Origin of the sequence: Kitasatospora sp. MAA19, from assembly GCF_029894125.1 — a bacterium.
In the GTDB taxonomy this organism is placed as follows: Bacteria; Actinomycetota; Actinomycetes; order Streptomycetales; family Streptomycetaceae; genus Kitasatospora.
This window is the reverse complement of record NZ_JARXYZ010000011.1, coordinates 59091-80412: the sequence shown is the minus strand read 5'-3', so window position 1 is coordinate 80412 and position 21322 is coordinate 59091. Positions and strand designations below refer to the sequence as shown.

17 protein-coding genes and 2 tRNA genes are annotated in these 21322 nt (G+C 72.8%); 10 read left to right on the top strand and 9 right to left on the bottom strand.

Annotation, left to right across the window (positions count from 1 at the left end):
• Positions 1-493 precede the first annotated feature (493 nt).
• On the bottom strand, positions 494-919 hold the full coding sequence (locus tag P3T27_RS18735; protein WP_280679900.1) for an OsmC family protein: 426 nt from the start codon (positions 917-919) through the stop codon (positions 494-496).
• Positions 920-1182: 263 nt separating this feature from the next.
• On the opposite strand from P3T27_RS18735, the gene P3T27_RS18730 reads away from it, so the two are divergent.
• Together P3T27_RS18730 and lepB are read left to right on the top strand one after the other, a co-directional pair.
• Positions 1183-1518: a chorismate mutase gene (locus P3T27_RS18730; RefSeq protein WP_280679898.1), complete on the top strand. Its 336-nt coding sequence runs from the start codon at positions 1183-1185 to the stop codon at positions 1516-1518.
• 154 nt (positions 1519-1672) lie between these two features.
• Positions 1673-2464: a signal peptidase I gene (lepB, locus tag P3T27_RS18725; RefSeq protein ID WP_280679896.1), complete on the top strand. Its 792-nt coding sequence runs from the start codon at positions 1673-1675 to the stop codon at positions 2462-2464.
• On the opposite strand, the gene P3T27_RS18720 is transcribed toward lepB, so the two are convergent.
• The 3 genes from P3T27_RS18720 to P3T27_RS18710 form a co-directional block, all read right to left on the bottom strand.
• On the bottom strand, positions 2427-3503 hold the full coding sequence (locus P3T27_RS18720) for an EamA family transporter (RefSeq protein WP_280679894.1): 1077 nt from the start codon (positions 3501-3503) through the stop codon (positions 2427-2429). The genes lepB and P3T27_RS18720 overlap by 38 nt on opposite strands.
• A gap of 130 nt (positions 3504-3633) precedes the next feature.
• Positions 3634-6066 (bottom strand): transglycosylase domain-containing protein, encoded by a 2433-nt coding sequence (locus P3T27_RS18715; RefSeq protein ID WP_280679892.1) that lies wholly within the window; start codon positions 6064-6066, stop codon positions 3634-3636.
• A 222-nt stretch (positions 6067-6288) separates the two neighbouring features.
• Positions 6289-6362 (bottom strand) — tRNA-Lys (locus tag P3T27_RS18710).
• A gap of 180 nt (positions 6363-6542) precedes the next feature.
• Between P3T27_RS18710 and P3T27_RS18705 the strand changes: the two genes are divergently transcribed.
• A complete protein-coding gene (locus P3T27_RS18705; protein ID WP_280680178.1) occupies positions 6543-7328 on the top strand; it encodes a DUF998 domain-containing protein in 786 nt (261 codons plus the stop codon).
• On the top strand, positions 7325-8206 hold the full coding sequence (locus tag P3T27_RS18700; protein ID WP_280679890.1) for an alpha/beta hydrolase: 882 nt from the start codon (positions 7325-7327) through the stop codon (positions 8204-8206). The genes P3T27_RS18705 and P3T27_RS18700 overlap by 4 nt, the downstream gene beginning before the upstream one ends.
• Before the next feature lie 163 nt (positions 8207-8369).
• Here P3T27_RS18700 and P3T27_RS18695 read toward each other — a convergent pair.
• The 4 genes from P3T27_RS18695 to P3T27_RS18680 all read right to left on the bottom strand — a co-directional run bounded on the left by P3T27_RS18695 (position 8370) and on the right by P3T27_RS18680 (position 12555).
• Positions 8370-8443 (bottom strand) — tRNA-Lys (locus P3T27_RS18695).
• Between the two features lie 89 nt (positions 8444-8532).
• On the bottom strand, positions 8533-10632 hold the full coding sequence (locus tag P3T27_RS18690) for an ABC transporter ATP-binding protein (RefSeq protein ID WP_280679888.1): 2100 nt from the start codon (positions 10630-10632) through the stop codon (positions 8533-8535).
• Entirely contained in the window at positions 10629-11558 is a 930-nt protein-coding gene (locus P3T27_RS18685) for an ABC transporter permease (RefSeq protein WP_280679886.1), read from the bottom strand. Before P3T27_RS18685 ends, P3T27_RS18690 begins: the two co-directional genes overlap by 4 nt.
• A gap of 16 nt (positions 11559-11574) precedes the next feature.
• The gene (locus tag P3T27_RS18680; RefSeq protein WP_280679884.1) at positions 11575-12555 is read right to left on the bottom strand and encodes an ABC transporter permease; all 981 of its coding nucleotides are present in this window, start codon (positions 12553-12555) and stop codon (positions 11575-11577) included.
• 358 nt (positions 12556-12913) lie between these two features.
• Between P3T27_RS18680 and P3T27_RS18675 the strand changes: the two genes are divergently transcribed.
• Together P3T27_RS18675 and P3T27_RS18670 are read left to right on the top strand one after the other, a co-directional pair.
• The gene (locus P3T27_RS18675; protein WP_280679882.1) at positions 12914-14617 is read left to right on the top strand and encodes an ABC transporter family substrate-binding protein; all 1704 of its coding nucleotides are present in this window, start codon (positions 12914-12916) and stop codon (positions 14615-14617) included.
• Positions 14618-15026: 409 nt separating this feature from the next.
• Positions 15027-15209, top strand: coding sequence for a hypothetical protein (locus P3T27_RS18670; RefSeq protein WP_280679880.1), 183 nt, complete (start codon positions 15027-15029; stop codon positions 15207-15209).
• A 34-nt stretch (positions 15210-15243) separates the two neighbouring features.
• Here the strand turns inward: P3T27_RS18670 and P3T27_RS18665 are convergent, their stop codons facing one another.
• On the bottom strand, positions 15244-16218 hold the full coding sequence (locus P3T27_RS18665) for a LysR family transcriptional regulator (RefSeq protein WP_280679878.1): 975 nt from the start codon (positions 16216-16218) through the stop codon (positions 15244-15246).
• 262 nt (positions 16219-16480) lie between these two features.
• On the opposite strand from P3T27_RS18665, the gene snpA (P3T27_RS18660) reads away from it, so the two are divergent.
• The 4 genes from snpA (P3T27_RS18660) to P3T27_RS18645 all read left to right on the top strand — a co-directional run bounded on the left by snpA (P3T27_RS18660) (position 16481) and on the right by P3T27_RS18645 (position 21293).
• Entirely contained in the window at positions 16481-17125 is a 645-nt protein-coding gene (snpA, locus tag P3T27_RS18660) for a snapalysin (protein WP_280679876.1), read from the top strand.
• A 318-nt stretch (positions 17126-17443) separates the two neighbouring features.
• Positions 17444-18067 (top strand): snapalysin, encoded by a 624-nt coding sequence (gene snpA, locus P3T27_RS18655; RefSeq protein WP_280679874.1) that lies wholly within the window; start codon positions 17444-17446, stop codon positions 18065-18067.
• A 244-nt stretch (positions 18068-18311) separates the two neighbouring features.
• Positions 18312-18971, top strand: coding sequence for a pentapeptide repeat-containing protein (locus P3T27_RS18650; RefSeq protein WP_280679872.1), 660 nt, complete (start codon positions 18312-18314; stop codon positions 18969-18971).
• A 246-nt stretch (positions 18972-19217) separates the two neighbouring features.
• On the top strand, positions 19218-21293 hold the full coding sequence (locus tag P3T27_RS18645) for a phospholipase C, phosphocholine-specific (RefSeq protein WP_280679870.1): 2076 nt from the start codon (positions 19218-19220) through the stop codon (positions 21291-21293).
• The last annotated feature ends 29 nt before the right edge of the window (positions 21294-21322 follow it).

The window sequence follows — 21322 nt, the reverse complement described above, 5'->3', positions numbered from 1 at the left end:
CCGACGGAGCCGATGGCCGGTCCCAGGAGGGGTGTTGTGAGGTGACGGTGGTGCGGTGTTTCCTCGTGCGGCACGCCTGGGTGGTGTGCGTCGGCCCCCTCGTTCTGGCCCGGCACGGCAAGCTCCCGTCCGCTGCTGACGCTCGATGCTGGTCCGTCCGGCCGCTCGGGACTCCGGCGGCCGACTCCGCACTCTGTCGCGGTCCTCGGAGTCGGTCCGGTGCGGGCGCCCGCCGTGGGGCGCTGTCGCGCGGAGACCCGCGTGAAGAACAGGGCGCTGCGGCCGATCATAGGCCGCGACGGCAACGCGCGGTAACCGCCGCCAGGGTGATTCGCCCCTTTTGCGATCATGTGTGGCGGTACGTGCAGACGCCCCCGGTGCACATCACATGATGTGCGCCAGGGGCGCGTGCGCCGCTACCGCGCTCCCGGGCGCCGACCGCGCGCCGAGAGCGGCGGGAGCGCGCCGGGATCCGCCGGGATCCGCCGGGGCGTCAGGCCAGCTTGGCGGTGAGGGTGATGGTGGTGCCGGCGAGCGCCTGGCTGACCGGGCAGTTGGCCTTGGCGTCCTCGGCGGCCTTGGCGAAGCCGGCCTCGTCCAGGCCGGGCACCTCGCCGGTGACGGTCAGGTGGATGCCGGTGATGCCGGTGCCGGGCTGGAAGGTGACGTCGGCCCGGGTGTCCAGCTTGGTGGGCGCGGTGCCGGCGCCGGTCAGGCCGTGCGAGAGGGCCATCGAGAAGCACGCGGAGTGAGCGGCTGCGATCAGCTCCTCCGGGCTGGTCTTGCCGTTGGGCTGCTCGGCCCGGGCGGGCCAGGAGACGGGGTACTCGCCGATTCCGGACGAGTCGAAGGTGACCTGCCCCTTGCCGTCGAGCAGGTTGCCTTCCCATTCGGTGTGGGCGGTGCGAGTGGTTGCCACGATCGGTACCTCCATTACTGAGGACTGCTGAGTCGTCACTTCCGGTCATGCGCGCACCAGCCTACGGGCAGCCCCGCCCCGGCCGGAGGCGGCTCGGCGCCGGGGCGGCGGGAAGGTGGTCGGGCGGTTCAGGGGGTGTCCGGACCGTGGACGGATCCGCCTCGTGGTGCGGCTCCACGACGGGGTCCCTGTTAGATTTGCCCGGGCCCGAGCCCGGCCGCCGTACGGCCGGGTGCCCACTTCAGACACCGGGAGCCGCCCCGATGACGGACCACCCCACGACCCCCGACGCCGGCCTGCCCGAGGGGGTCGACGACGCCGTGCGGGCGGAGCTGACCAGCCTGCGCGAGAGCATCGACAACATCGACGCCGCGGTGGTCCACATGCTGGCCGAGCGCTTCAAGGCGACCCAGCGGGTCGGCCGGCTCAAGGCCGAGCACAAGCTGCCGCCGGCCGATCCGGCGCGGGAGCGGGACCAGATCAAGCGGCTGCGGGAGCTGGCCGCCGGCGCCAAGCTGGACCCGGTCTTCGCCGAGAAGTTCCTGAACTTCATCATCGCCGAGGTCATCCGCCACCACGAGGCCATCGCCCGCGCTTGAAGGCACCCCTGAGCGCGCCGTGAAGCGCGCCGGGGAGCGTGCGTTGCCGAGCCCGGCCCGGAGTTGTCGGAGGCGGCTAAACGCCGGATTTCGTGAGGCCCCGCGGTTGGCGTAGCGTGCAGGTTTCCCCAGCCGGAGAGGTGGAGCAGCGACGATGGCGGTGAACCTGCCCGAAACGCCGAGCGATGCCGGGTCCGGGCCGGCTCCCGCCGCCGGACGTGGCCCCGGGGTCTCCGACGCACCCGGCGGCCGTGCCGAGGCCCGTCGCCGCGCCCGCGGCCGCAAGGCCCGTCGGGCAGGGGGCCGGCCCAGGCCCTGGTGGATAGAGATCCCGGCGATGGCGGCGGTCGGCCTGGTGGTCGCGCTGCTGATCAAGACCTGCCTGTTCCAGGTGTTCACCATCCCGTCCGGCTCGATGGAGAACACGCTGCGGATCGGCGACCGGGTCGGCGTGAACAAGCTCGCGCCGCTGACCGGCTGGAAGCCGGAGCCCGGGCAGCCGGTGGTGTTCAAGGACCCGGGCGGCTGGCTGCCGCCCCAGCCCATCGACTCGAACCCGTTCACCAACGCGGTGAGCTCGGCGCTGAGCTTCGTCGGCCTGGTGCCGCCGAAGGACGACAACTACCTGGTCAAGCGGGTCATCGCGACCGGCGGCCAGACCGTGCAGTGCACGGGCACCACGCTGACCGTCGACGGGAAGCAGGTCGTGGAGCCGTACCTGCACCCCGGCGACGACTCCTGCGCGGGCCTGAACTTCGGACCGGTGACGGTGCCCTCGGGCTACGTGTGGGTCGAGGGCGACCACCGCAGCGACTCGGCGGACTCCCGCTACCACCAGCGGGGCCCGGGCGGCGGGGCCGTGCCGGTGGACAACGTGGTCGGGCCGGTGTCGGCCGTGGTGTGGCCGCTCAATCACCTCGACTGGTTCGGCTGGGTCGGCCGCTGACCTGCCTATCGGCGGCCACCCGCTCCCGGGCCCCCGCACCATCCGCGGCCTTCGTACCGGCCACGGCCCCCATGCCGTCCACCGCCCCCGCGACCTCGACGGACTCCACGGCCGCCGGCTTGCCGGCCTGCGCCGCGAAGGCGCCGGTCAGCACCAGCAGGCCGCCCGCGATCTGCGGCAGGCCGAGGTGCTCGCCGAGCAGGACCCAGGCCAGCACGGTGGCGACGACCGCCTCCAGGTTGGCCACCACCCCGGCGACCGGTGGCGAGAGGTGCCCGACGGCGATCACGCCGGTCAGGTAGGCGAGCACGGTCGCGATCAGGATCATCCAGGCGGCCGGGAGCAGCGCGGGCAGCGTGTGCCCGTTCATCACCACGGACCCGCCGAGCGTGCTCCAGTCGGCCTGCCAGGGCCGGGTGAAGGCGGTGAGCAGGACGGCGCCGATCAGCAGCCCGTACGCGCTGACCGCCAGCGGGTCGACCGGGCGCTCGCCCCGGCGGCCGGCATCGGCGAGCACGAAGTAGCCGACCTGGCAGCAGGCCGCACCGAGAGCGAAGAGCACGCCCAGTGCGTCGAAGCTCAGTCCGTTCCAGACCTCCACCACGCAGGCCAGCCCGGCCACCGCGACGCCGGTGCCGATCGCGGCGCCCCGGCTGATCGGCTTGCGCTGGACGAACTTGACGTAGCCGATGAGCAGCGGCGGTCCGAGGTACTCGATGAGCAGGGCGACGCCGACCGGGATGCGGGAGATCGCCGCGAAGTAGCAGGCCTGGACGCCGGCCACGGCGAGCAGGCCGAAGCCGATCAGCAGGCCGGGCCGGCGCAGGACGGCGTCCCGGTGGCGGTAGGCGATCGGGAGCAGGGCCACGGCGGCGCCGGTGACCCTGAGCCACACCACGTGCAGCGGTGAGAGGCCGGCCTCGATCAGCGGCTTCGCGGCGGTGCCGGAGCCGCCGAAGGCGAACGCGGAGACCAGCGCGAGGCCGAGGCCGAGGGTTCTGCCCGCGGGGAGGGTGGGCGAGGCCGTTGATCTGTGCACCGACGCATTGTGGCAGTCACACCGGGAGTTCGGTAAGGCGCCATTCCGTCATTTGGTCCTGCACGGAACTGTGCGCAATGGCGCACTCACCCCAACCCCGCGGTCACCCTCCGCCGCTGCGATCCGGCCGCTACTGCGCCCCCGCCCCCGCCCCGGTGAGCGTGTCCGCCCCGCCGGTGGGCTGGGTGGTCGGCTGCGTGGTCGGGGCCGTGGTCGGGCCGGTGGTGGGCGTCGGCCGACCGGTGGGCCGACCGGTCGGCTTCGTCGTGGGCTGGGTGGTCGGCTGGGTGGTCGGGGGCGCGGTCGGTTCCGTGGTCGCGCCGCCGCCGGAGTCCGAGCCGCCCGACGGCGTGGACGCGCCGGAGCCGGAGCCGGAGCCGGAGCCAGTGCCGGTACCGGAACCGCTCGGCGGGGTGGTCGGCGCCGTGCTGGCGCCCGTGCCGGAGCCGGTCCCGGCCGACGGGCTGGAGCTCGGCGTGGACGGGGCCGTCGGCAGGTCGGTGGCACCCGAGGAGTCGCCGCCGTCGGCCGGGGTCTGGAAGTCGCTCACCGGCTGGCCCTTGAGTGCGGCCTTCATGTAGCTGGTCCAGATCTGCGCCGGGTACTGGCCGCCCGCCGCGCCGTCGATCCCGCCGACGCCGCTCAGGCTGACCTGGGCGCCGTTGCCCGGGTCCTGGCCGAACAGGGCCACCGAGGTGACCAGCTCGGGGGTGTAGCCCACGAACCAGACCGACTTCTGGTCGTCGGTGGTGCCGGTCTTGCCGGCCACCGGTCGGCCGAGCGACTTCGCCCGCCAGCCGGTGCCGCCCGGGTCGCTCACCACGCCCTGGAGCATCGAGGTGACCCGGTTCGCGGTGTCCGAGCTGACCGCCTGGGTGGTCTTGTGCGCGGGCAGCGGGACGGCCTCGCCCTCGCGGTCCACCGACTGCACCAGCCACGGGGTGATCTGCTTGCCGCCGTTGTCCAGCGAGGCGTACACGCCGGCCATGTCGAGCACGCTCGGGGTGGCCGCGCCGAGCGGGATGGACGGCACCGGGTCGAGCCCCGGGGTGCTGCCGGGCAGGCCCAGCGCGACCCCGGTGTCCTTGACCTTCTGCAGCCCGGTGTCCTGGGCCAGCTGCGCGAACGCCGAGTTGACCGACCAGTCGGTGGCCTGCTGGAGGGTGATCTGGCCGTAGCTCTTGTCGCCCTCGTTCGGCGGCGCGTACGGGGTGCCCTTGCCGCCGCGGACCTTGCGGCCGCTGGTGCCGTCGTAGACGGTGCGCGGGGTGACGGTCCGGCCGTCCTGGGTCTTGGCGTTGTTCTCGAACGCGGCCGCCAGGGCGATCGCCTTGAAGGTCGAGCCGGCCTGGTAGTCCCGCCGGGTCGCGTTGTCGACGTAGTGCTTGACGTAGTCGACGCCGCCGTAGAGGGCGACGATCGCGCCGGTCTTCGGGTCCACCGAGGCGGCGCCGGCCTGGGCGGCCGCGTCCTTCTTCCGCTTGTCCGGGTTGAGGGTGTCGTGCAGCTGCGCCTGGACGGAGTCCTGCAGGGCCTGCTGGCGGCCCGGGTCGATGCTCAGCTTGATCGTGTAGCCGCCCTTGGCCAGCTCGGTCTCGCTGATGATCTGGTTCGAGGTGAGGTACTGGGTGGCCTCGTTCACCAGGTAGCCGGTCTGGCCGGACAGGCCCGGGTTGGGCTGCGGGTCCTTGACGTCCGGGAAGGTGGTGGCGGTGCGCTCCTCGGCGGAGAGCCAGCCCTCCTTGACCATGCCGTCCAGCACGTAGTTCCAGCGGTTGACGGCGTTCTGCTTGCCGGCCGGGGTCGCGGTGGCCACGTCGTAGGCGCTCGGGGCGTTCAGCAGGGTGGCCAGGTAGGCGCCCTGGGCGGCGTTGAGCGCGGAGGCGTCGACGCCGAAGTACGCCTGGGCGGCGGCCTGGATGCCGTAGGCGCCGCGGCCGTAGTAGGAGGTGTTCAGGTAGCCGGAGAGGACGTCGTTCTTGCTCTCGGTGGCGTCCACCTTGATGGCTATGAAGAGTTCCTTCACCTTGCGGGTGACCGACTGCTTCTGGTTCAGGTACGTGTTCTTCACGTACTGCTGGGTGATCGTGGAGCCGCCCTGGGTGCCCTCGCCCTTGGCGGTGTTGACCGCGGCCCGGAGCAGGCCCTGCACGTTGACGGCGCCCTCGTGGTAGAAGTTGCGGTCCTCGGCGGCCAGCGCGGCGTGCTGGGCGGCGGGGGCGACCTTGTCCAGGCCGACGTTCTGCCGGTTGGTCTGGCCGGTGCGGGTGATCACGGAGCCGTCGGCGTAGAGCCAGGTGTTGCTCTGCGCGGTCGCGGCTGCGTGCGCGTCCGGGACCTTCACCAGCGCGACCCCCAGCGCGAACAGGCCGACGCCGAGCAGCAGCGCCGAGGCGAGGCCGAGCAGGCTCATCCGCCAGGTGGGGATCAGCCGGCGCCAGCCGGTGCGCTTCGGCCGGCGGGGCTTCCTGCCGCCCGTCGCGGGGGTGGCGCGCTTGAGGCGTTTGACCGGTCGGAGGCCTATCGAGGGCGTACGACGGCCGCTCTGGGCGTTTCGGGACAAAGCGCGGCCTTTCCTGCGGGCGGACGGGCCAGCCTGCACGGACGGGGACATCGGCGGTTAGGGACCTTTGTCCCGATTCCGGTTTACTGCCCTGGACGAGCCGGGCGGGCCGAATGGCTCCACCGGAACGGCAATCGAGACCGACATCACACACAAAACGGACGTCGAGGGCCAAAAAATTGAGGAGCCCCTCGCTGTTGCGAGAGGCTCCCCAAATGTCTGTGCGCCGCCAGGGACTCGAACCCCGGACCCGCTGATTAAGAGTCAGCTGCTCTAACCAACTGAGCTAGCGGCGCCTGCTGACCTGGAAAACAATACACGGTTCCGGCGGATGCCTCGAACCGCCTGGAGGTGCCCGCCGCAGGGGCGTCCGTTTTCTCCCGGTTGGGGCGCAGTTCGCCGCCGGTTAGGGTGGAACCGTGCCCAGCCCCCAGCCCGGACACCCGAACGCGCGGAAGGCGGTCGCCGCGCTGCTGATGCTCAGCGCCGTGGCGTACACCGCCTGGGTGCTGGAGGTCGTGCTGAGCACCGGACTCGACCCGGTGCAGGCGTACATCAGCGAACTCGCCGCCGAGGACCAGCCGCTGGGTGGCCTGTTCCGCGCCACCGACCTGGTCGCCGGGCTCTGCGTGCTCGCCGCCGCCGTCACCGCCCTCGCCACCGGACAAACCGGGCGAACCGGTCAGACCCGACAGGCCGGGCAGGCCAGCCGGAGCGGGCCGCGCGCCGCCGGGCGCCGCGCCGGGCGCCGGTGGGCGGTGGCCGGCTGGTCCGCCCTCGCCCTGTTCGGCGCCGCGACCGCCGCCGACTCCCGGTTGCCGCTCAGCTGCGCCCCCACCAGCGACGAGATGTGCGCCGCCCGAGAGACCGCCGGGCTCGTCCCCGCGACCCACACCGCGCACGCCGTCACCAGCAGCCTCGCCATGCTCGGTGCGCTCACCGGACTGGCCGTGCTCACCGTCGCCGCCCGCCGGTACGGCTGGTGGCCGCCGGTGGGCCGGGTCGGGCCCTGGCTGCTCGGCGCCGAACTGCTCGCCACCGGCTGGAGCCTGGCCGCGATCGCCGCCTTCGAGGCCGGGCGCGGCACCTGGGCGCTCGGGGCCGGTCAGCGGCTCCAGGTGCTGCTGGTGGCGCTCTGGCTGGCCGTCCTGGCGCTCGGCGTGGTCCGGGCGGACGGTGCACCGCAGGGGGCGCCGCCCGGCGCACCGCCGCAGCGGGAGTCCCGGCCGGTCGACCGGGCCCCGGGCCGGGAGTCGGCATGACCGCGCCCGGCGACCCCCGCGCCCGGGCGCGTTTCCTGCGCGTCGACGGCGTCCCGCTGCACGTCCGGACCGAGGGGAGCGGCCCGGTCTGCCTGCTCACCGGGGGTCTCGGCGGCAGCTGGTTCGACTGGGACCTGGTCGTCCCCTTCCTCACGCCCTACCGCACCGTGGTCCGCTTCGACCGGCCCGGCCACGGGCTGAGCGCCCCCGAGCCCGCCACCGGGCAGCCGGCCCCGACGGTGGCCGGCGAGGTCGAGCGGATCCGCGCGGTGCTGGACGGCCTCGGGCTGCGCGGGCGCTGCACCGTCGTCGGCCACTCGCTCGGCGGCTTCCACGCCGAGGCCTTCGCCCGGCTGCACCCCGACCGGGCCGCCGGGCTGGTCCTGGTCGACAGCAGCGTCGAACCGGCGGCCCGGCCGTACCCGGCCCCCGGCGCGCGCGACCTGGCGGCCCGGGCGCTCGCGGGCGCCGCCACCGCCGTCGCCGTGCCCTACCTGTTCGGCCCGGCCGCCCGCCGGCTGGCGGCCCGGTTGTCCACCGTCCGTCGGGAGGACCTCGCCCCGGCGCCGCTGGTCCGGCACTGCTACCGCACCGGGCGGGCCCTGCGCGCCCTGCTCCGGGAGAACGTGCGCTACCTCGACATGGCCGCCGAACTGGACGGGCTGCGGCGTACCTTGCCGCTGTCCGACGGCCTGCCGATCACCGTGCTGGCCGCCGACGACGGCTGCCGGACCCGTCGCACCGAGGACTGGCTGGCCGGGCAGCGGGAGCTCGCGGCACTGCTCGGGGCCGACTACCGCACCACCGCTCCGGCCGGGCACCTGGTGATGTTCGACCGCCCGGACGCGGTGGCCTCCGCCGTCCTCGACACCCGCTGACGGTCCGGGGCGGTCGGTCCGGGGGCCGGGTGGATCGGGACTGGGTGGATCGGGACCGGGTCAGGCCGGGGCCGGGCGTCGTGCGCGGCCCCGGGGCACGTGCGCCCGGCCCGGAAACGCCTCAGGCCGCCCACCGGAGTGGACGGCCTGAGACCTTGCCATGTGCGCCGCCAGGGACTCGAACCCCGGACCCGCTGATTAAGAGTCAGCTGCTCTAACCAACTGAGCTAGCGGCGCCTGCTGACCCGGAAGACTTTACACGGCGCCGGGCCGATCCGCCGAATCGCTTCCGAGTGGTCACTGAGCGTGACGATAGGGCGGGTCGGCTACGACTCCGGGTAGTGGCAGGCCGCCTGGTGGTCCTGCGCCGGGGTGTCGCCGACGAGTGCCGGCCGCTCCTGCTCGCACCGCGTCCGGGCGGCCGGATCGGCGAGGCCGGCGTACACCGGGCAGCGGGTGCGGAAGGGGCAGCCGGTGTGGCGCTCGGTGGGGGAGGGCGGGTCGCCGGCGAGCAGGATGCGGTCGCGGGCGCGCTCGGCGGCGGGGTCGGGCAACGGGACGGCGGAGAGCAGCGCGCGGGTGTACGGGTGCCGGGGCCGGTCGAAGACGGCGGAGACCTCGCCCTGTTCGACCGTCCGCCCGAGGTACATGACGCTGACCCGGTCGGCGAGGTGCCGGATCACCGAGAGGTCGTGCGAGACGAACAGGTAGGAGAGGCCGAGTTCGGCCTTGAGCGCCTGCAGCAGGTTGAGCACCCCGGCCTGGATGGAGACGTCCAGGGCGGAGACGGGTTCGTCCAGGACCAGCAGTTTCGGCCGTACGGCCAGGGCCCGGGCGATGGAGACGCGCTGGCGCTGCCCGCCGGAGAACTGGTGCGGGTAGCGGGCGGCGTGGTCCGGGTCGAGGCCGACCTGGCGCAGCAGTTCGGGCACCCGGCGGGCGATCTCCTCGCGGGCGGCGTGCTGGGCGCGCAGCGGTTCGGCGACGATGTCGCCGATCGGCATCCGCGGGTCGAGGCTGGCCATCGGATCCTGGAAGACGATCTGCAGTTCGGCGCGCAGCCGGTGCGCCTCGGCGCGGGAGAGCGCGGCGGCGTCGTGGCCGAGCAGTTCGATCCGGCCGGTCTCGGGGGCGGCGAGGTTCAGCAGCTCGAACAGCGTGGTGGACTTGCCGGAGCCGGACTCCCCGACCAGGCCGAGGGTTTCGCCCTCCCTGAGGTCCAGGTCGACGCCGTCCACCGCGTAGACCTCGCCGACCTTGCGCTTGAACACCGTGCCTTTGAGGAGCGGAAACGTCTTTCCGAGGCCGCTCACCGCCAGCACCGGCGCTCGCGAGCCCCGGTCCCCCGACCCGGCCACCGAGCCCCGGTCCCCCGACCCGGCCGCCGAGCCCACCGCAGCCGGCAGCTCCGGCACCGGGAAGACCTCGGCCGGTGCGGGCCGCCGCTCGGCCAGCTCCGCCGACCGCACGCAGGCCGCCAGGTGCCCCTCGTCCCCGGCCAGTTCGGGCTCCGCCGCCGAGCAGCGGTCCTCCGCCAGCGGGCAGCGGGCGGCGAACGGGCAGCCGGTCGGCAGGTCGGCCATCGGTGCGGGGGCGCCGGGGATCGGGACGAGCGGGCCGCCGCGCCCGTCCAGCCGGGGCACCGCGCCGATCAGGCCGAGCGTGTACGGGTGGCGCGGGGCCGCGAACAGCTCGTCCACCCCGGCCGTCTCGACCACCCGCCCCGCGTACATCACCGCGACCCGGTCGGCCATCCCGGCGATCACCCCGAGGTCGTGGCTGACCAGGACGAGGGCCGCGCCGGTCTCCCGCTGCGCGGTGCGCAGCACGTCCAGCACCTGGGCCTGGATGGTGACGTCCAGCGCGGTGGTGGGTTCGTCGGCGAGCAGGATGTCGGGGTCGTTGGCGATCGCCATGGCGATCATCGCGCGCTGGCGCATGCCGCCGGAGAACTCGTGCGGGAAGCTGTCCAGCGCCCGCTCGGGTGCCGGGATGCCCACCAGGTCGAGGAGTTCGGCGGCCCGCCGGCGGGCGGCGGCCTTGTCGACCGGCTGGTGGATGCGGACCGCCTCGGCGATCTGGTCGCCGATCCGGTAGACCGGGGTGAAGGCGGACAGCGGGTCCTGGAAGACCATGGCGACCCGGTGGCCGCGGATCGCGGCGAGTTCCTTCCCGGGCAGCCCGACCAGTTCCCGTCCGTCCAGCCGCACCGAGCCGTGCAGGCTCGCCGTGTGCGGCAGCAGCCCGAGCACGGACAGCGCGGTGACGGACTTGCCGGAGCCGGACTCGCCGACGATGCCGAGGGTCTCGCCCCGCCGCACGGTCAGGTCCACCCCGCGCACGGCGGGGACGGGGCCGTGCGGCCCGGCGAAGTCCACCCGCAGGTCGCGGACGGCGAGCAGGGGGGTCTCGACGGTGGTGGTCACGGCTTCTTCCTCCGGGCGGAGCGGCGGCGGCGCGGGCCCCCGGCGGTGGGGTCGAGGGCGTCGCGCAGCCCGTCGCCGATCAGGTTGACGGCGAGGACGAACAGCACCAGCAGTCCGGCGGCGAAGTAGAACAGCCAGGGGAACACCGGGGCCTCGCTGGTCCCGGCGGCGAGCAGGGTGCCGAGCGAGACGTCCGGGGCCTTGACGCCGAAGCCGAAGTAGGAGAGCGCGGTCTCGCTCATCACGGCGCCGCCGACCGCGATGGTGGCGTCGATGATCAGGAAGGAGGCGACGTTCGGCAGGATGTGCCGGGTGATGATCCGCAGCGGCCGCACCCCCATGAACCGTGCGGCGCGGACGAATTCGCGCTCGCGCAGGGAGATGGTCATCGAGCGGACCACCCGGGCGGTGATCATCCAGTTGAACAGGGCGAGCAGCAGCACGAAGGCGATCCAGCCGGTGCTCTTCAGCCGGGGCGAGACGATGGTGATGATCAGGAAGCTGGGGAAGACCAGCAGCAGGTCCACCAGGAACATCAGCGCCCGGTCGGTCCAGCCGCCGAAGTAGCCGGCGCAGGCGCCGACCAGGGAGGCCAGCACGGTGGAGAACAGCGCCACCAGCAGGCCGATGACCAGCGACTTCTGCAGGCCGCGGACGGTCTGCGCGAAGACGTCCTGGCCGATCCCGTTGGTGCCGAACCAGTGCTCGGCGGACGGCGGTTGGTGCAGCGCGCCGAAGTCGGGGGTGGCGTAGTCCCAGGGCGTCAGGTACGGCCCGCCGAAGGCGAGCGCGAACAGCAGCAGGACGAGCACGGCTCCGGCGACGGCCCCGCGGGCGGAGAGCAGCCGGGTGAGGACGAGCCGGCCCCGGCCGGTGGTGCGGGGTGCGGCGGGCGGGGCGGTCGGCTCCGCGGCGACGGTGGTCACGTCAGTTCACCTCCGGTCAGGACCGCACGCGCGGGTCGAGGGCGGCGTGCAGGGTGTCGGCGAGGAAGCCGGAGGCGAGGACGACGACGGCGGTGAACAGGTTGACCGCGACGACCGAGTTGACGTCCTGTTCGTTGATCGACTGGATCAGCCACTCGCCCATGCCGTGCCAGCCGAAGATCGTCTCGGTGAAGATCGCGCCGGTGAAGATGCCCAGGAAGCTGTAGGCGAACATGGTCGACATCGGGATCACGGCGGTCCGCAGCCCGTGTTTGACCAGCGCCCGGCGGCGGGTGAGCCCCTTGGCCTCGGCGGTGCGCAGGTAGTCCGAGCCGAGCACGTCGAGCATGGTGCCGCGCTGGTAGCGGCTGTAGGTGGCGAGGCCGCCGAGCGCGAGCGAGATGGTGGGCAGCAGCAGGTGCAGCGCCCAGTCGGCGAGGTGGGCGCCGAGGCCGCCGGTCAGCCCGGGGGTCTCGTAGCCGGTGAACGGGATGACGTCGTGGCCGGCCGCGTTCTTGGCGGCGATGGCGCCGTTCTTGAGGAACAGCGCGACCAGGAAGACCGGGGTGGAGAGCAGGACGAAGGAGAGCACGGTGAGCAGCCGGTCGGAGATCCGGTACTGGCGGACGGCGCTCCAGGCCCCGGCGGCGACGCCGAGGACGATGCCGAGCAGGCTGCCGATCAGCAGCAGCCGCAGCGAGACCCAGACCCGGCGGCCGAAGTCGTCGGTGACCGGGGTGTCGTGGATGGTCCGGCCGAGGTCGCCGTGGACCAGCCCGCCGGCCCAGTGGCCGAAGCGCTCGACGACCGGGGTGCGGTCGTTCAGGTTGAGCGCGGTGAGCTGGCGCTCGACCGACTCGGCGGCCGGGCGGGGGACCTTGGCGTCGAAGTAGGTGCGCGGCTGCAGGGCGGTCGCGGATATCGCGTACGCCAGGAACACGGCGGCGATCAGCAGCACCGCGTAGTAGCTCAGGCGCTTCGCCAGGTAACGGAGCATCAACGGCCGCCCGGGGTGGGGGTGGGGCCGACGCGTCTGGTGGGCATCGGGTGGTGGCCTTCGGTCGGGGCCCGGTCAGGGCTTCGTGGCGGCGGTTCGGGCGGCGGTTCGGCGGCAGGGGGACGAAGCGGTTCGGGAAAGCGCAGGTCAGAGTCTTGCACCGGCGCGCGGCCGGGGTGTTGCGGCAGTGTTGCCGTGTGTGACTTTTGGATCAGGCGTGCGTTCCTCCCCCTGGTGGTCGGTCTGATCCGCTGTTACGTTCGGCTGGCCGGTGCCGAATTGGCTGCCCATGATCAAGCCCCGCCACACCTAGCGCGGCGCAACTCCCGTTCAGAAGATCTCACCAGGGGGACCCCCAATGGACGCTTCCACCACGGCCCGCCGTCTCGGCCGGGCGACCGCCCTCGCCGTGGCCGCCGCGCTGGCGGTCACCGCGTGCACCTCGGGCGGGGGTGGATCGGCCGACAACGTGGCCAAGAGCGAGCCGCCCGGACAGGACTCCCAGGACATCAACGCCAAGCCGCTGGACCAGGTCAAGGACGGCGGCGAGGTGCGCTTGCCGCTGTACCAGTGGATCACCCAGTGGAACCCGTTCCAGGTGGACGGCACCTACGGCGACGCGGTCTCGATCATGCGCGCGCTGGAGCCGTCGCTCTTCAACACCGACCCCTCCGGCACCTTCCAGCCGAACACCGACTTCCTGCTGGAGGCCAAGGTCACCTCGACCTCGCCGCAGGTGGTCACGTACAAGCTCAACCCCAAGGCCAAGTGGTCGGACGGCAAGCAGCTCGGCTACCTGGACTTCAAGGCCGACTGGCAGGCCAGCAACGGCAAGGACCCGGCGTACAACATCTCCGACCCCTCCGGATACGAGCAGATCTCCGCGGTCGAGCAGGGCGCGGACCCGACCGAGGTCAAGGTCACCTTCTCGGAGCCGTACGCGGACTGGCAGAACCTGTTCCGCCCGCTGATCCCGGCGGCCGGCATCGCCACCCCGGACGACTTCAACAAGGGCTGGGTGGAGAAGATCCCGATCACCTCGGGCGCGTTCAAGGTCGGCGTGGCGGACAAGACCGCGCAGACCCTCACCCTCGTCCCGGACCCGGCCTGGTGGGGCACCAGGGCGAAGGCGGACAAGATCACCTTCCGGGTGATGTCCCAGTCGGCGACCACCCAGGCCTACCTCAACAACGAGATCGACCTGGCCACGGCCGGCACCGCCGCCGCGTACGGGCAGCTCAAGGACGCCAAGGACACCGTGATCCGCAGCGCCAGCCCGTGGGACGAGGTGCACATCTCCTTCGGCCGGGGCGGCGCGCTGGCGGACCAGAAGGTCCGTCAGGCGCTCGGAAAGGCGCTCGACCGCTCCTCGCTGATCAAGATCGCCAACAACGGCGTGCCGGTCCAGTTCAAGCCGCTCGGCAACCACATCCTGATGCCCAACCAGGCCGGCTACCAGGACAACTCCGGTGAGTGGGCCACCTTCGACCTGGCCGCCGCCAAGAAGCTGCTGGACGACGCGGGTTGGAAGGAAGCGGGCAGCGGTCAGCCGCGCACCAAGGACGGTCAGTCGCTGGAACTGCACTGGGTGATCAACGAGGCCACCCCGCAGACCCAGATCGACCTGTCCACCGCCGCCGCGGCGATGTGGCAGGCGGCCGGGGTCAAGGTCAGCCTGGACAAGGTGGCCGCCAACGACTTCTTCACCAAGTACGTCAACCCGGGCAAGTTCGAGATCGCGAGCTGGCGCAACACCGACTCCTTCCCGCTCTCCAAGAGCCTGACCAACTTCCGCCTGCCGATCGGCGACAACACCTTCAACAACCCGTCGGGCCTGGGCAGTCAGGAGATCGACGACCTGCTGAAGAAGGCGGCCGGGACGATCGACCCGGTGGCGGCCGCGAAGCTCTACAACCAGGCCGACGCGAAGATCTGGGAGCTCGGCCACACCGTCGAGCTCTACCAGCGGCCGACCGTGGTGGCGACTCGCAAGGGCCTCGCCAACTACGGCGCCTTCGGCCTCGCCGGGGAGGACTACACCAAGGCCGGCTGGGAGAAGTAGCCCCCGCCGCGGACGCGGCGAGACCGACCGTACGGCAGGCGCTGGCGAGCAGCGCGGTGATCACGAGGCCGGTGGTACGGACGCGGGAAGGTCGGCTCTGCCGCCCCCGCTGTCCTGCCACCGGCCTTGACCTTCCGCGTTGCCCGCAGGCCGCCCGTGTCGTGGGGCCCCGCAGGACCCGCGCTCGCTTCCAACCGGGGACGAATCTAGCGGGGTGATCCGGCCGGTCGCGGCGCAGCGCGCGGGGCGCGCCCGGAAACCCGCCGCGCTGTCACCCACTTCGCGCACCGGAGCGTCAACTACGGCTGACGGCAAGGAGAAAACGGGCAAAAGGCGCGATTTCCGCCGGGGTCGTGGACCGCCGAGCCTGCCGCGCCGGTGCGTGCGCCGGGCCCGGGCCGCTGCCAGGATGCGCGGGACCGCGACCGTCACCGTGCCCACCGCGCTCTACCTGTTCACGGTCTGGCTGCCGCACTCCCGGCACACCAAGACCGGCGTGCCGGCGGCGGACCTGGTCCGCGCGCTGACCGTCGTGGTGGGCCTGCTGCTGCACGCCCGGGAGGGCCGAGGCGGGCGCGTTCGGGAGGGCTGAGGCGGGCCGCCCGAGCCCGGGCGTCCGGCCGGGTTCAGGCGCACTCCAGCAGGACCGGTTCGTGCCGGGCCAGCCAGGCCAGGTAGGCCGGGTTGACCTTGGCCAGATCCAGGTAGGCGGCGCGCAGTTCGCCGTACAGCGCGTCCAGGGCGGGCGCGCTGAGCGCGCGCGGCCGCCAGGTGAACAGCAGCCGGACGGCCAGCGGGTCCCCGTGCACCGGGCGCACCACCGTGCCGGGCCCGGGCGCGGAGGTCGGCTGGCAGGGGCGGACGGCCTCGCCGGAGGCGACCAGTTCGGCGGCGGTGGCGTTGTCCCGCACCTGCACCACCCGGGGGTTGAGCCCGGCCTCGCTGAACACCCGGCGCATCGCCGCGTACTCGTGGTCGGCGGTCGGGTCGACCATCCAGGTGTCCTCGGCGAGGTCGGCCAGGTGGACGACCGTCCGGGCGGCGGCCGGGTGCCCGGCGGCGAGCGCGACGAACTGCGGTTCGCGGGCCATCAGCACCCGGTGCTCGGCGTCCGGCGGGACCCGCAGCGGGAAGCCCTCGCTCTCGTAGACAAAGGCCACGTCCAGCTGGTCGGCGGCGACCATCCGCAGCAGCGCGCTGGCCGAGATGTCGACGTGGATGGTGGTGTCGGTGTCCGGCAGCCGCTCGTGCACCCGGCGCAGCCAGGCGGCGACCGCCCGGCTGCCGACGCTGCCGATCCGCAGCCGCCGCTGCCGCCCGGGGCCGGCCGCGTCGCGGGCCTCCTGGCGGGCGGCGGCCACCAGGGCGGCCATCTCGGCGATCACCGGCCGGGCCCGGGACAGCACCGAGTGGCCGAGCGCGGTGGGCCGGCTGCCGGTCCGCTCGCGGGTGAACAGGGCGCCGCCGATGGCCCGTTCGATGCGGTGCAGCTGGGTGGTGAGCGAGGGCTGGGTCATGCCGAGCTGGAGCGCGGCCTTGCGGAGGCTGCCGGTGTCGGCGACCGCGCACAGCACCCGGAGGTGTCTCACGTCGAGCTCCACGTCGGGAGCATAGACGCCACCCACCCTTGTCGCCAAGGACATGACAGACCAAAAGGCGGCAGGAGGACGCACGGCGGGCCCCACTGGTATGCGGCGGGGCTATCGCCGGTTGACATCATCCGCCGCGGGCCCGGGCGGGTCGAAGCTCGGGGACAGCGAATCCGCCCCGGTCCCCACCGGGGCGGCCCCCACCGTTGCCGTCGCCGTGCCCGGCCCCCACCGGCCCCGGCGGTTCGGCGTACCGCGAATTCGGAGCCCCCACATGAAGCGACCCGTGCTGTCCGCCGCCCTCGGCCTGGCCCTCGCGGCCGGCCTCGCGACCCTGCCCGCCACGGCCGTCGCCGCGCCCGCCGCGCCCGCGGTCCAGGGCTACACCGCCTCGACCTACGCCGGTTCGGCCGCCGAGGCCGCGAACAACCAGGCCTTCTTCCAGGCCGTGATGGCCTCGGCCAGGGCCAAGCAGGCCGCCAACCCGTGGCTGCAGGCCGTCACCGTCACCTACGACACCGCCAACGCGCCCTCCTTCACCAGCCAGATATCCCAGGCCGCGCAGATCTGGAACGGCTCGGTGAGCAGCGTCCAGCTCCAGGAGAGCGGCGGCACCGGCGACTTCTCGTACTACGAGGGCAACGACAGCCGCGGTTCGTACGCCAGCACCGACGGCCACGGCCACGGCTACGTCTTCCTCGACTACCAGCAGAACCAGCAGTACAGCTCGCTCCGCGTCACCGCGCACGAGACCGGCCACGTGCTCGGCCTGCCCGACGACTACTCCGGCCCGTGCAGCGAGCTGATGTCCGGCGGCGGCCCCGGCCCGTCCTGCACCAACCCCTACCCCGACAGCTCCGAGCGCAGCCAGGTCGACAGCCTCTGGGCGAACGGCCTGGCGACCGCGAACCGACCGTAGCTCCGGTGGAGTTGCCGACTCCCACGGGGTGCGGCGGGTCGCCCGGCCGGAATCGGGCGGCCCGCCGCTTCGGTAACTTCCCCGACCGGAGCCTAGCCGCCGGTGGAACGGAATACCAGGGGCACGCACGAGTCAAGACGGGTTAAAGACATCTCAAACCCCTTTGCCGGAAGGGGTATTGATCGAGGCTATCGCGGGTTGACATCATCCGCGCGCCCGCCGGGCTGCCCGAAGCTCTGGGGACATCACCCGTTGACCAGGTGTCCCCCCGGGCCGGCCCCCAACCGGCCACGGCACCACAGGAATCGGAGCCCCCACATGAAGCGATCCGTGCTGTCCGCCGCCCTCGGCCTGGCCCTCGCGGCCGGCCTCGCCGTGCTGCCCACCACCGCCGCGGCCGCCGCCACCCCCGCGCCGGCCGTTCAGGGCTACACCGCCTCGACGTACGCCGGTTCGGCTGCCGAGGCCGCGAACAACCAGGCGTTCTTCCAGGCCGTGATGGCCTCGGCGAAGGCCAAGCAGGCCGCCAACCCGAACCTGGCCACCGTCGTCGTCACCTACGACGCCAGTTCGGCGCCGACCTTCCGCAACCAGATATCCCAGGCCGCGCAGATCTGGAACAGTTCGGTCGGCAACGTCCAGCTGCGGTCCGGCTCGGGCGGCGACTTCGCGTACTACGAGGGCAACGACAGCCGCGGTTCGTACGCCAGCACCGACGGCCACGGGCGCGGCTACGTCTTCCTCGACTACCAGCAGAACCGGCAGTACAACTCGGTGCGGGTGACCGCGCACGAGACCGGGCACGTGCTCGGCCTGCCGGACCACTACTCCGGCCCGTGCAGCGAGCTGATGTCCGGCGGCGGCCCCGGCACCTCCTGCACCAACCCGTACCCGAACAGCACCGAGCGCAGCCGGGTCAACTCCCTCTGGGCGCGGGGCTGATCCTGCTGAGGTCGATCCTGCGGGGCTGAGCCTCCTGCGAGGCTGATCCCGCGCGGCCGATCGTGCGCGTCGCCCCGGCCCGGCCGCCGTCCGCAGCGGCCGGGCCGGGGCGCCCGTGCGTCGCCGTCCGGCGGGGCGCCGTTCTGCGCGCGCCGTCCGGCGGGTCGCCCTGCGGCCGGTTGTCGGTGCCGCGTGCGAGCATGCGGGCGAGACCAGCCCGTTCCGACCGTGAGGTGCCACCGCCATGCCGCGTTCCGTCCCCGACCAGCTCACCGACCTGCCGTACGCGGAGCTGCTGCGCCCGCACACCGGGCGGCTGCGCAGCGACGACCGGTACGACACCGCGCACTTCGACGGCGGCGAGTACACGGACGAGTCGGCGGCCGGGGCGGCCTTCCTGGAGTGCGCCTTCACCGGGGTCGCGCTCAGCGGGGTCAAGCTGCGCCAGGCCCGGTTCAACGAGGTCTGGGTGCAGGCCGGCCGCTGGGTGGCCTGCGACCTGAGCGACTCCGAGTGGCAGGACAGCGCCTTCCTGGGCGGGGTGCTGGCCGGGGTGGCCGCGCACGGTTCGGCGCTGCGCCGGGTGGTGTTCCGCGGCTGCAAGCTGGAGGCGGTCAACCTGCGGGCCGCGGTCCTGCGGGACGTGGTCTTCGAGGACTGCCTGCTGCGCGACGTGGACTTCGGCGACGCGAAGCTGACCGAGGTCTCCTTCCCCGGTTCGACGCTGGAGGAGGTCCGGCTGCGCGGCGCCACCCTGAGCAAGACCGATCTGCGCGGGGCCGCCCGGCTCGGCCTGGCGGACGGCCACCTGGGCCTGCGCGGGGCGGTCATCAGCTCCACCCAGCTGCTGGAGCTGGCACCGCAGTTCGCCCACGCGCTGGGGATCACCGTGTCGGACCGCTGACCACCTCGGACCGCTGACCACCTCGGGCCGTTGACCACCTCGGTCTCTCCGCAACGGCTCAGCCCCCCGTTCGTCCGGGCGTCGCTCGGTGACGCCCGGACGAACACCGGTGACCCTCCGACGAACAGTCCGCCAATCCTGGTGCACGCATCTGGTGGCCCACTCGCCCGAGGTGGAGACTTCTCCGCGATCGATGAGCCCCCACTTGTGTACACAACATCGCGACCGAAGGGACGGGTTGGGCTGATGGCCGAGCTGAGTCGTAGGAAGTTCGTCACGCTGTCGGGCGCCGCCGCGGCGGGTCTCGCCGTGGCCGGCTCCGGTGCCGCGGGGGCCGCTCCGGGCGCGCCCGCGGTGGCCTCCACCACCACGCTGCAGCAGACCGGCACCATCACCGACGCGCAGCACGTGGTGATCCTGATGCAGGAGAACCGCAGCTTCGACCACTACTTCGGCACGCTGAGCGGCGTACGCGGCTTCGCCGACCGCAGCGCGATCCAGATCGCCGGCGGCTACAGCGTCTTCAACCAGCCCAACGGCCTGTTCTCCCGCCAGTACCCGTGGCAGTTCAGCCAGACCAAGCCGGCCGGCGGCGCCGACCCCGAGCGCCTCGCCCAGTGCAACGGTGATCTCTCCCACGGTTGGAGCGATCAGCACAAGGCCTGGAACGGCGGCAAGATGGACTCCTGGGTCGCTGCCAAGGGCAACGTCCGCACGCTCGGCTTCCTCACCCGCCAGGACATCCCGTTCCACTACGCGCTGGCCGAGAACTGGACCATCTGCGACGCCTACCACTGCTCCGTCCTGAGCGCGACCGGCCCCAACCGCACCTACCACTGGTCCGGCCAGATCGACCCGGCCGGCAGCGCGGGCGGACCGGCCTACGACGGCGGCGACGAGAAGGGGCTGCGCTGGCAGACCTACGCCGAGGCGCTGGAGAACGCCGGCGTGAGCTGGAAGGTCTACCAGAACGCCGCCGACAACTACGGCGACAACGCCTTGGCCTACTTCAACCAGTTCTCCGGCGCCCCGGCCGGCAGCCCGCTGGCCGTCAAGGGCATGGGCTCGGTGCCCAAGGTCACCGGGAAGACCCCGGACGACATCGCCGCCGCGATCAAGGCCGACGTGCTGGCCGGCACCCTCCCGCAGGTCTCCTGGATCGTCCCCGACCAGGCCTCCTCCGAGCACCCCTACGCCACCCCGGCCGACGGCGCGCACTTCGTCCACATGGTGATCGACGCGCTCAACGCGGACCCGAACGTCTTCAACTCGTCCGTCCTGTTCATCAACTACGACGAGAACGACGGCTTCTTCGACCACGTCCCGCCGCCGGCCGCCCCGGCCGGCACCCCGGGCGAGTTCTACAACGGCACCAACATCGGCCTCGGCTTCCGCGTCCCGCTCATAGCCGTCTCGCCCTGGACCCGCGGCGGCTGGGTCAACTCGGAGACCTTCGACCACACCTCCGTGCTGCGCTTCCTGGAGACCTGGACGGCCGCCCTCGGCACGCCCGCGCAGTGCGTGAACATCAGCGACTGGCGTCGGCGCGTCTGCGGCGACCTGACCAGCGTGTTCGACTTCGCCAACCCGGTGTACGGGCTGCCTGCGCTGCCCGACACCTCGCAGACCATCGGCCTGTCGGCGTGCGGTCCGCTGCCCAACCCGGCGCCGGTCAACAACCAGCTGCCGCTGCAGGAGTCCGGCACCCGCCCGGCCCGCGCGCTGCCGTACCAGCCGAACGCCAACCTGGACCACCTGGAGTTCGGTTCGGGCGGGGTGATGAAGGTCTGGATCACGATGGACAACGGGGGCGCTGCGGCGACGAAGTCCGCGCACTTCGCCGCCTACGCCAACGCCTACCGCAGCGGCGGCCCCTGGCAGTACACCGTCGACCCGGGCGGCAACACCAGCGACTTCTTCAACTGCGGCACCAACTTCGGCGGTGGCCCGTACGACCTCACGGTGGTCGGCCCCAACCGCTTCCTGCGCCGCTTCAAGGGGGACGCGACCAAGGCGGGCAAGAACGCCGCCGTCACGGCCTCGTACGCGGTCGAGCCGGGCACCGGCAAGCCGGCGGTCTACTTCAAGCTGGCCAACTCCGGCAGCACGCCGATGACCTTCACCATCGCGTCGAACAACTACCGCACGGACGGCCCCTGGACGTACCAGGTCCCGGCCGGCGGCAGCGTCAGCGACTTCTTCAACGCGGTGGCGTACACCAACGGCTGGTACGACTTCACCGTGACGGTGGACGTCGACAGCAGCTGGTCCCAGCGCTTCACCGGCCACCTGGAGACGGGTGCGCCCAGCGTCACCGGCTGACGGCCGCGCTCGCTGCGTGGATACGGAGG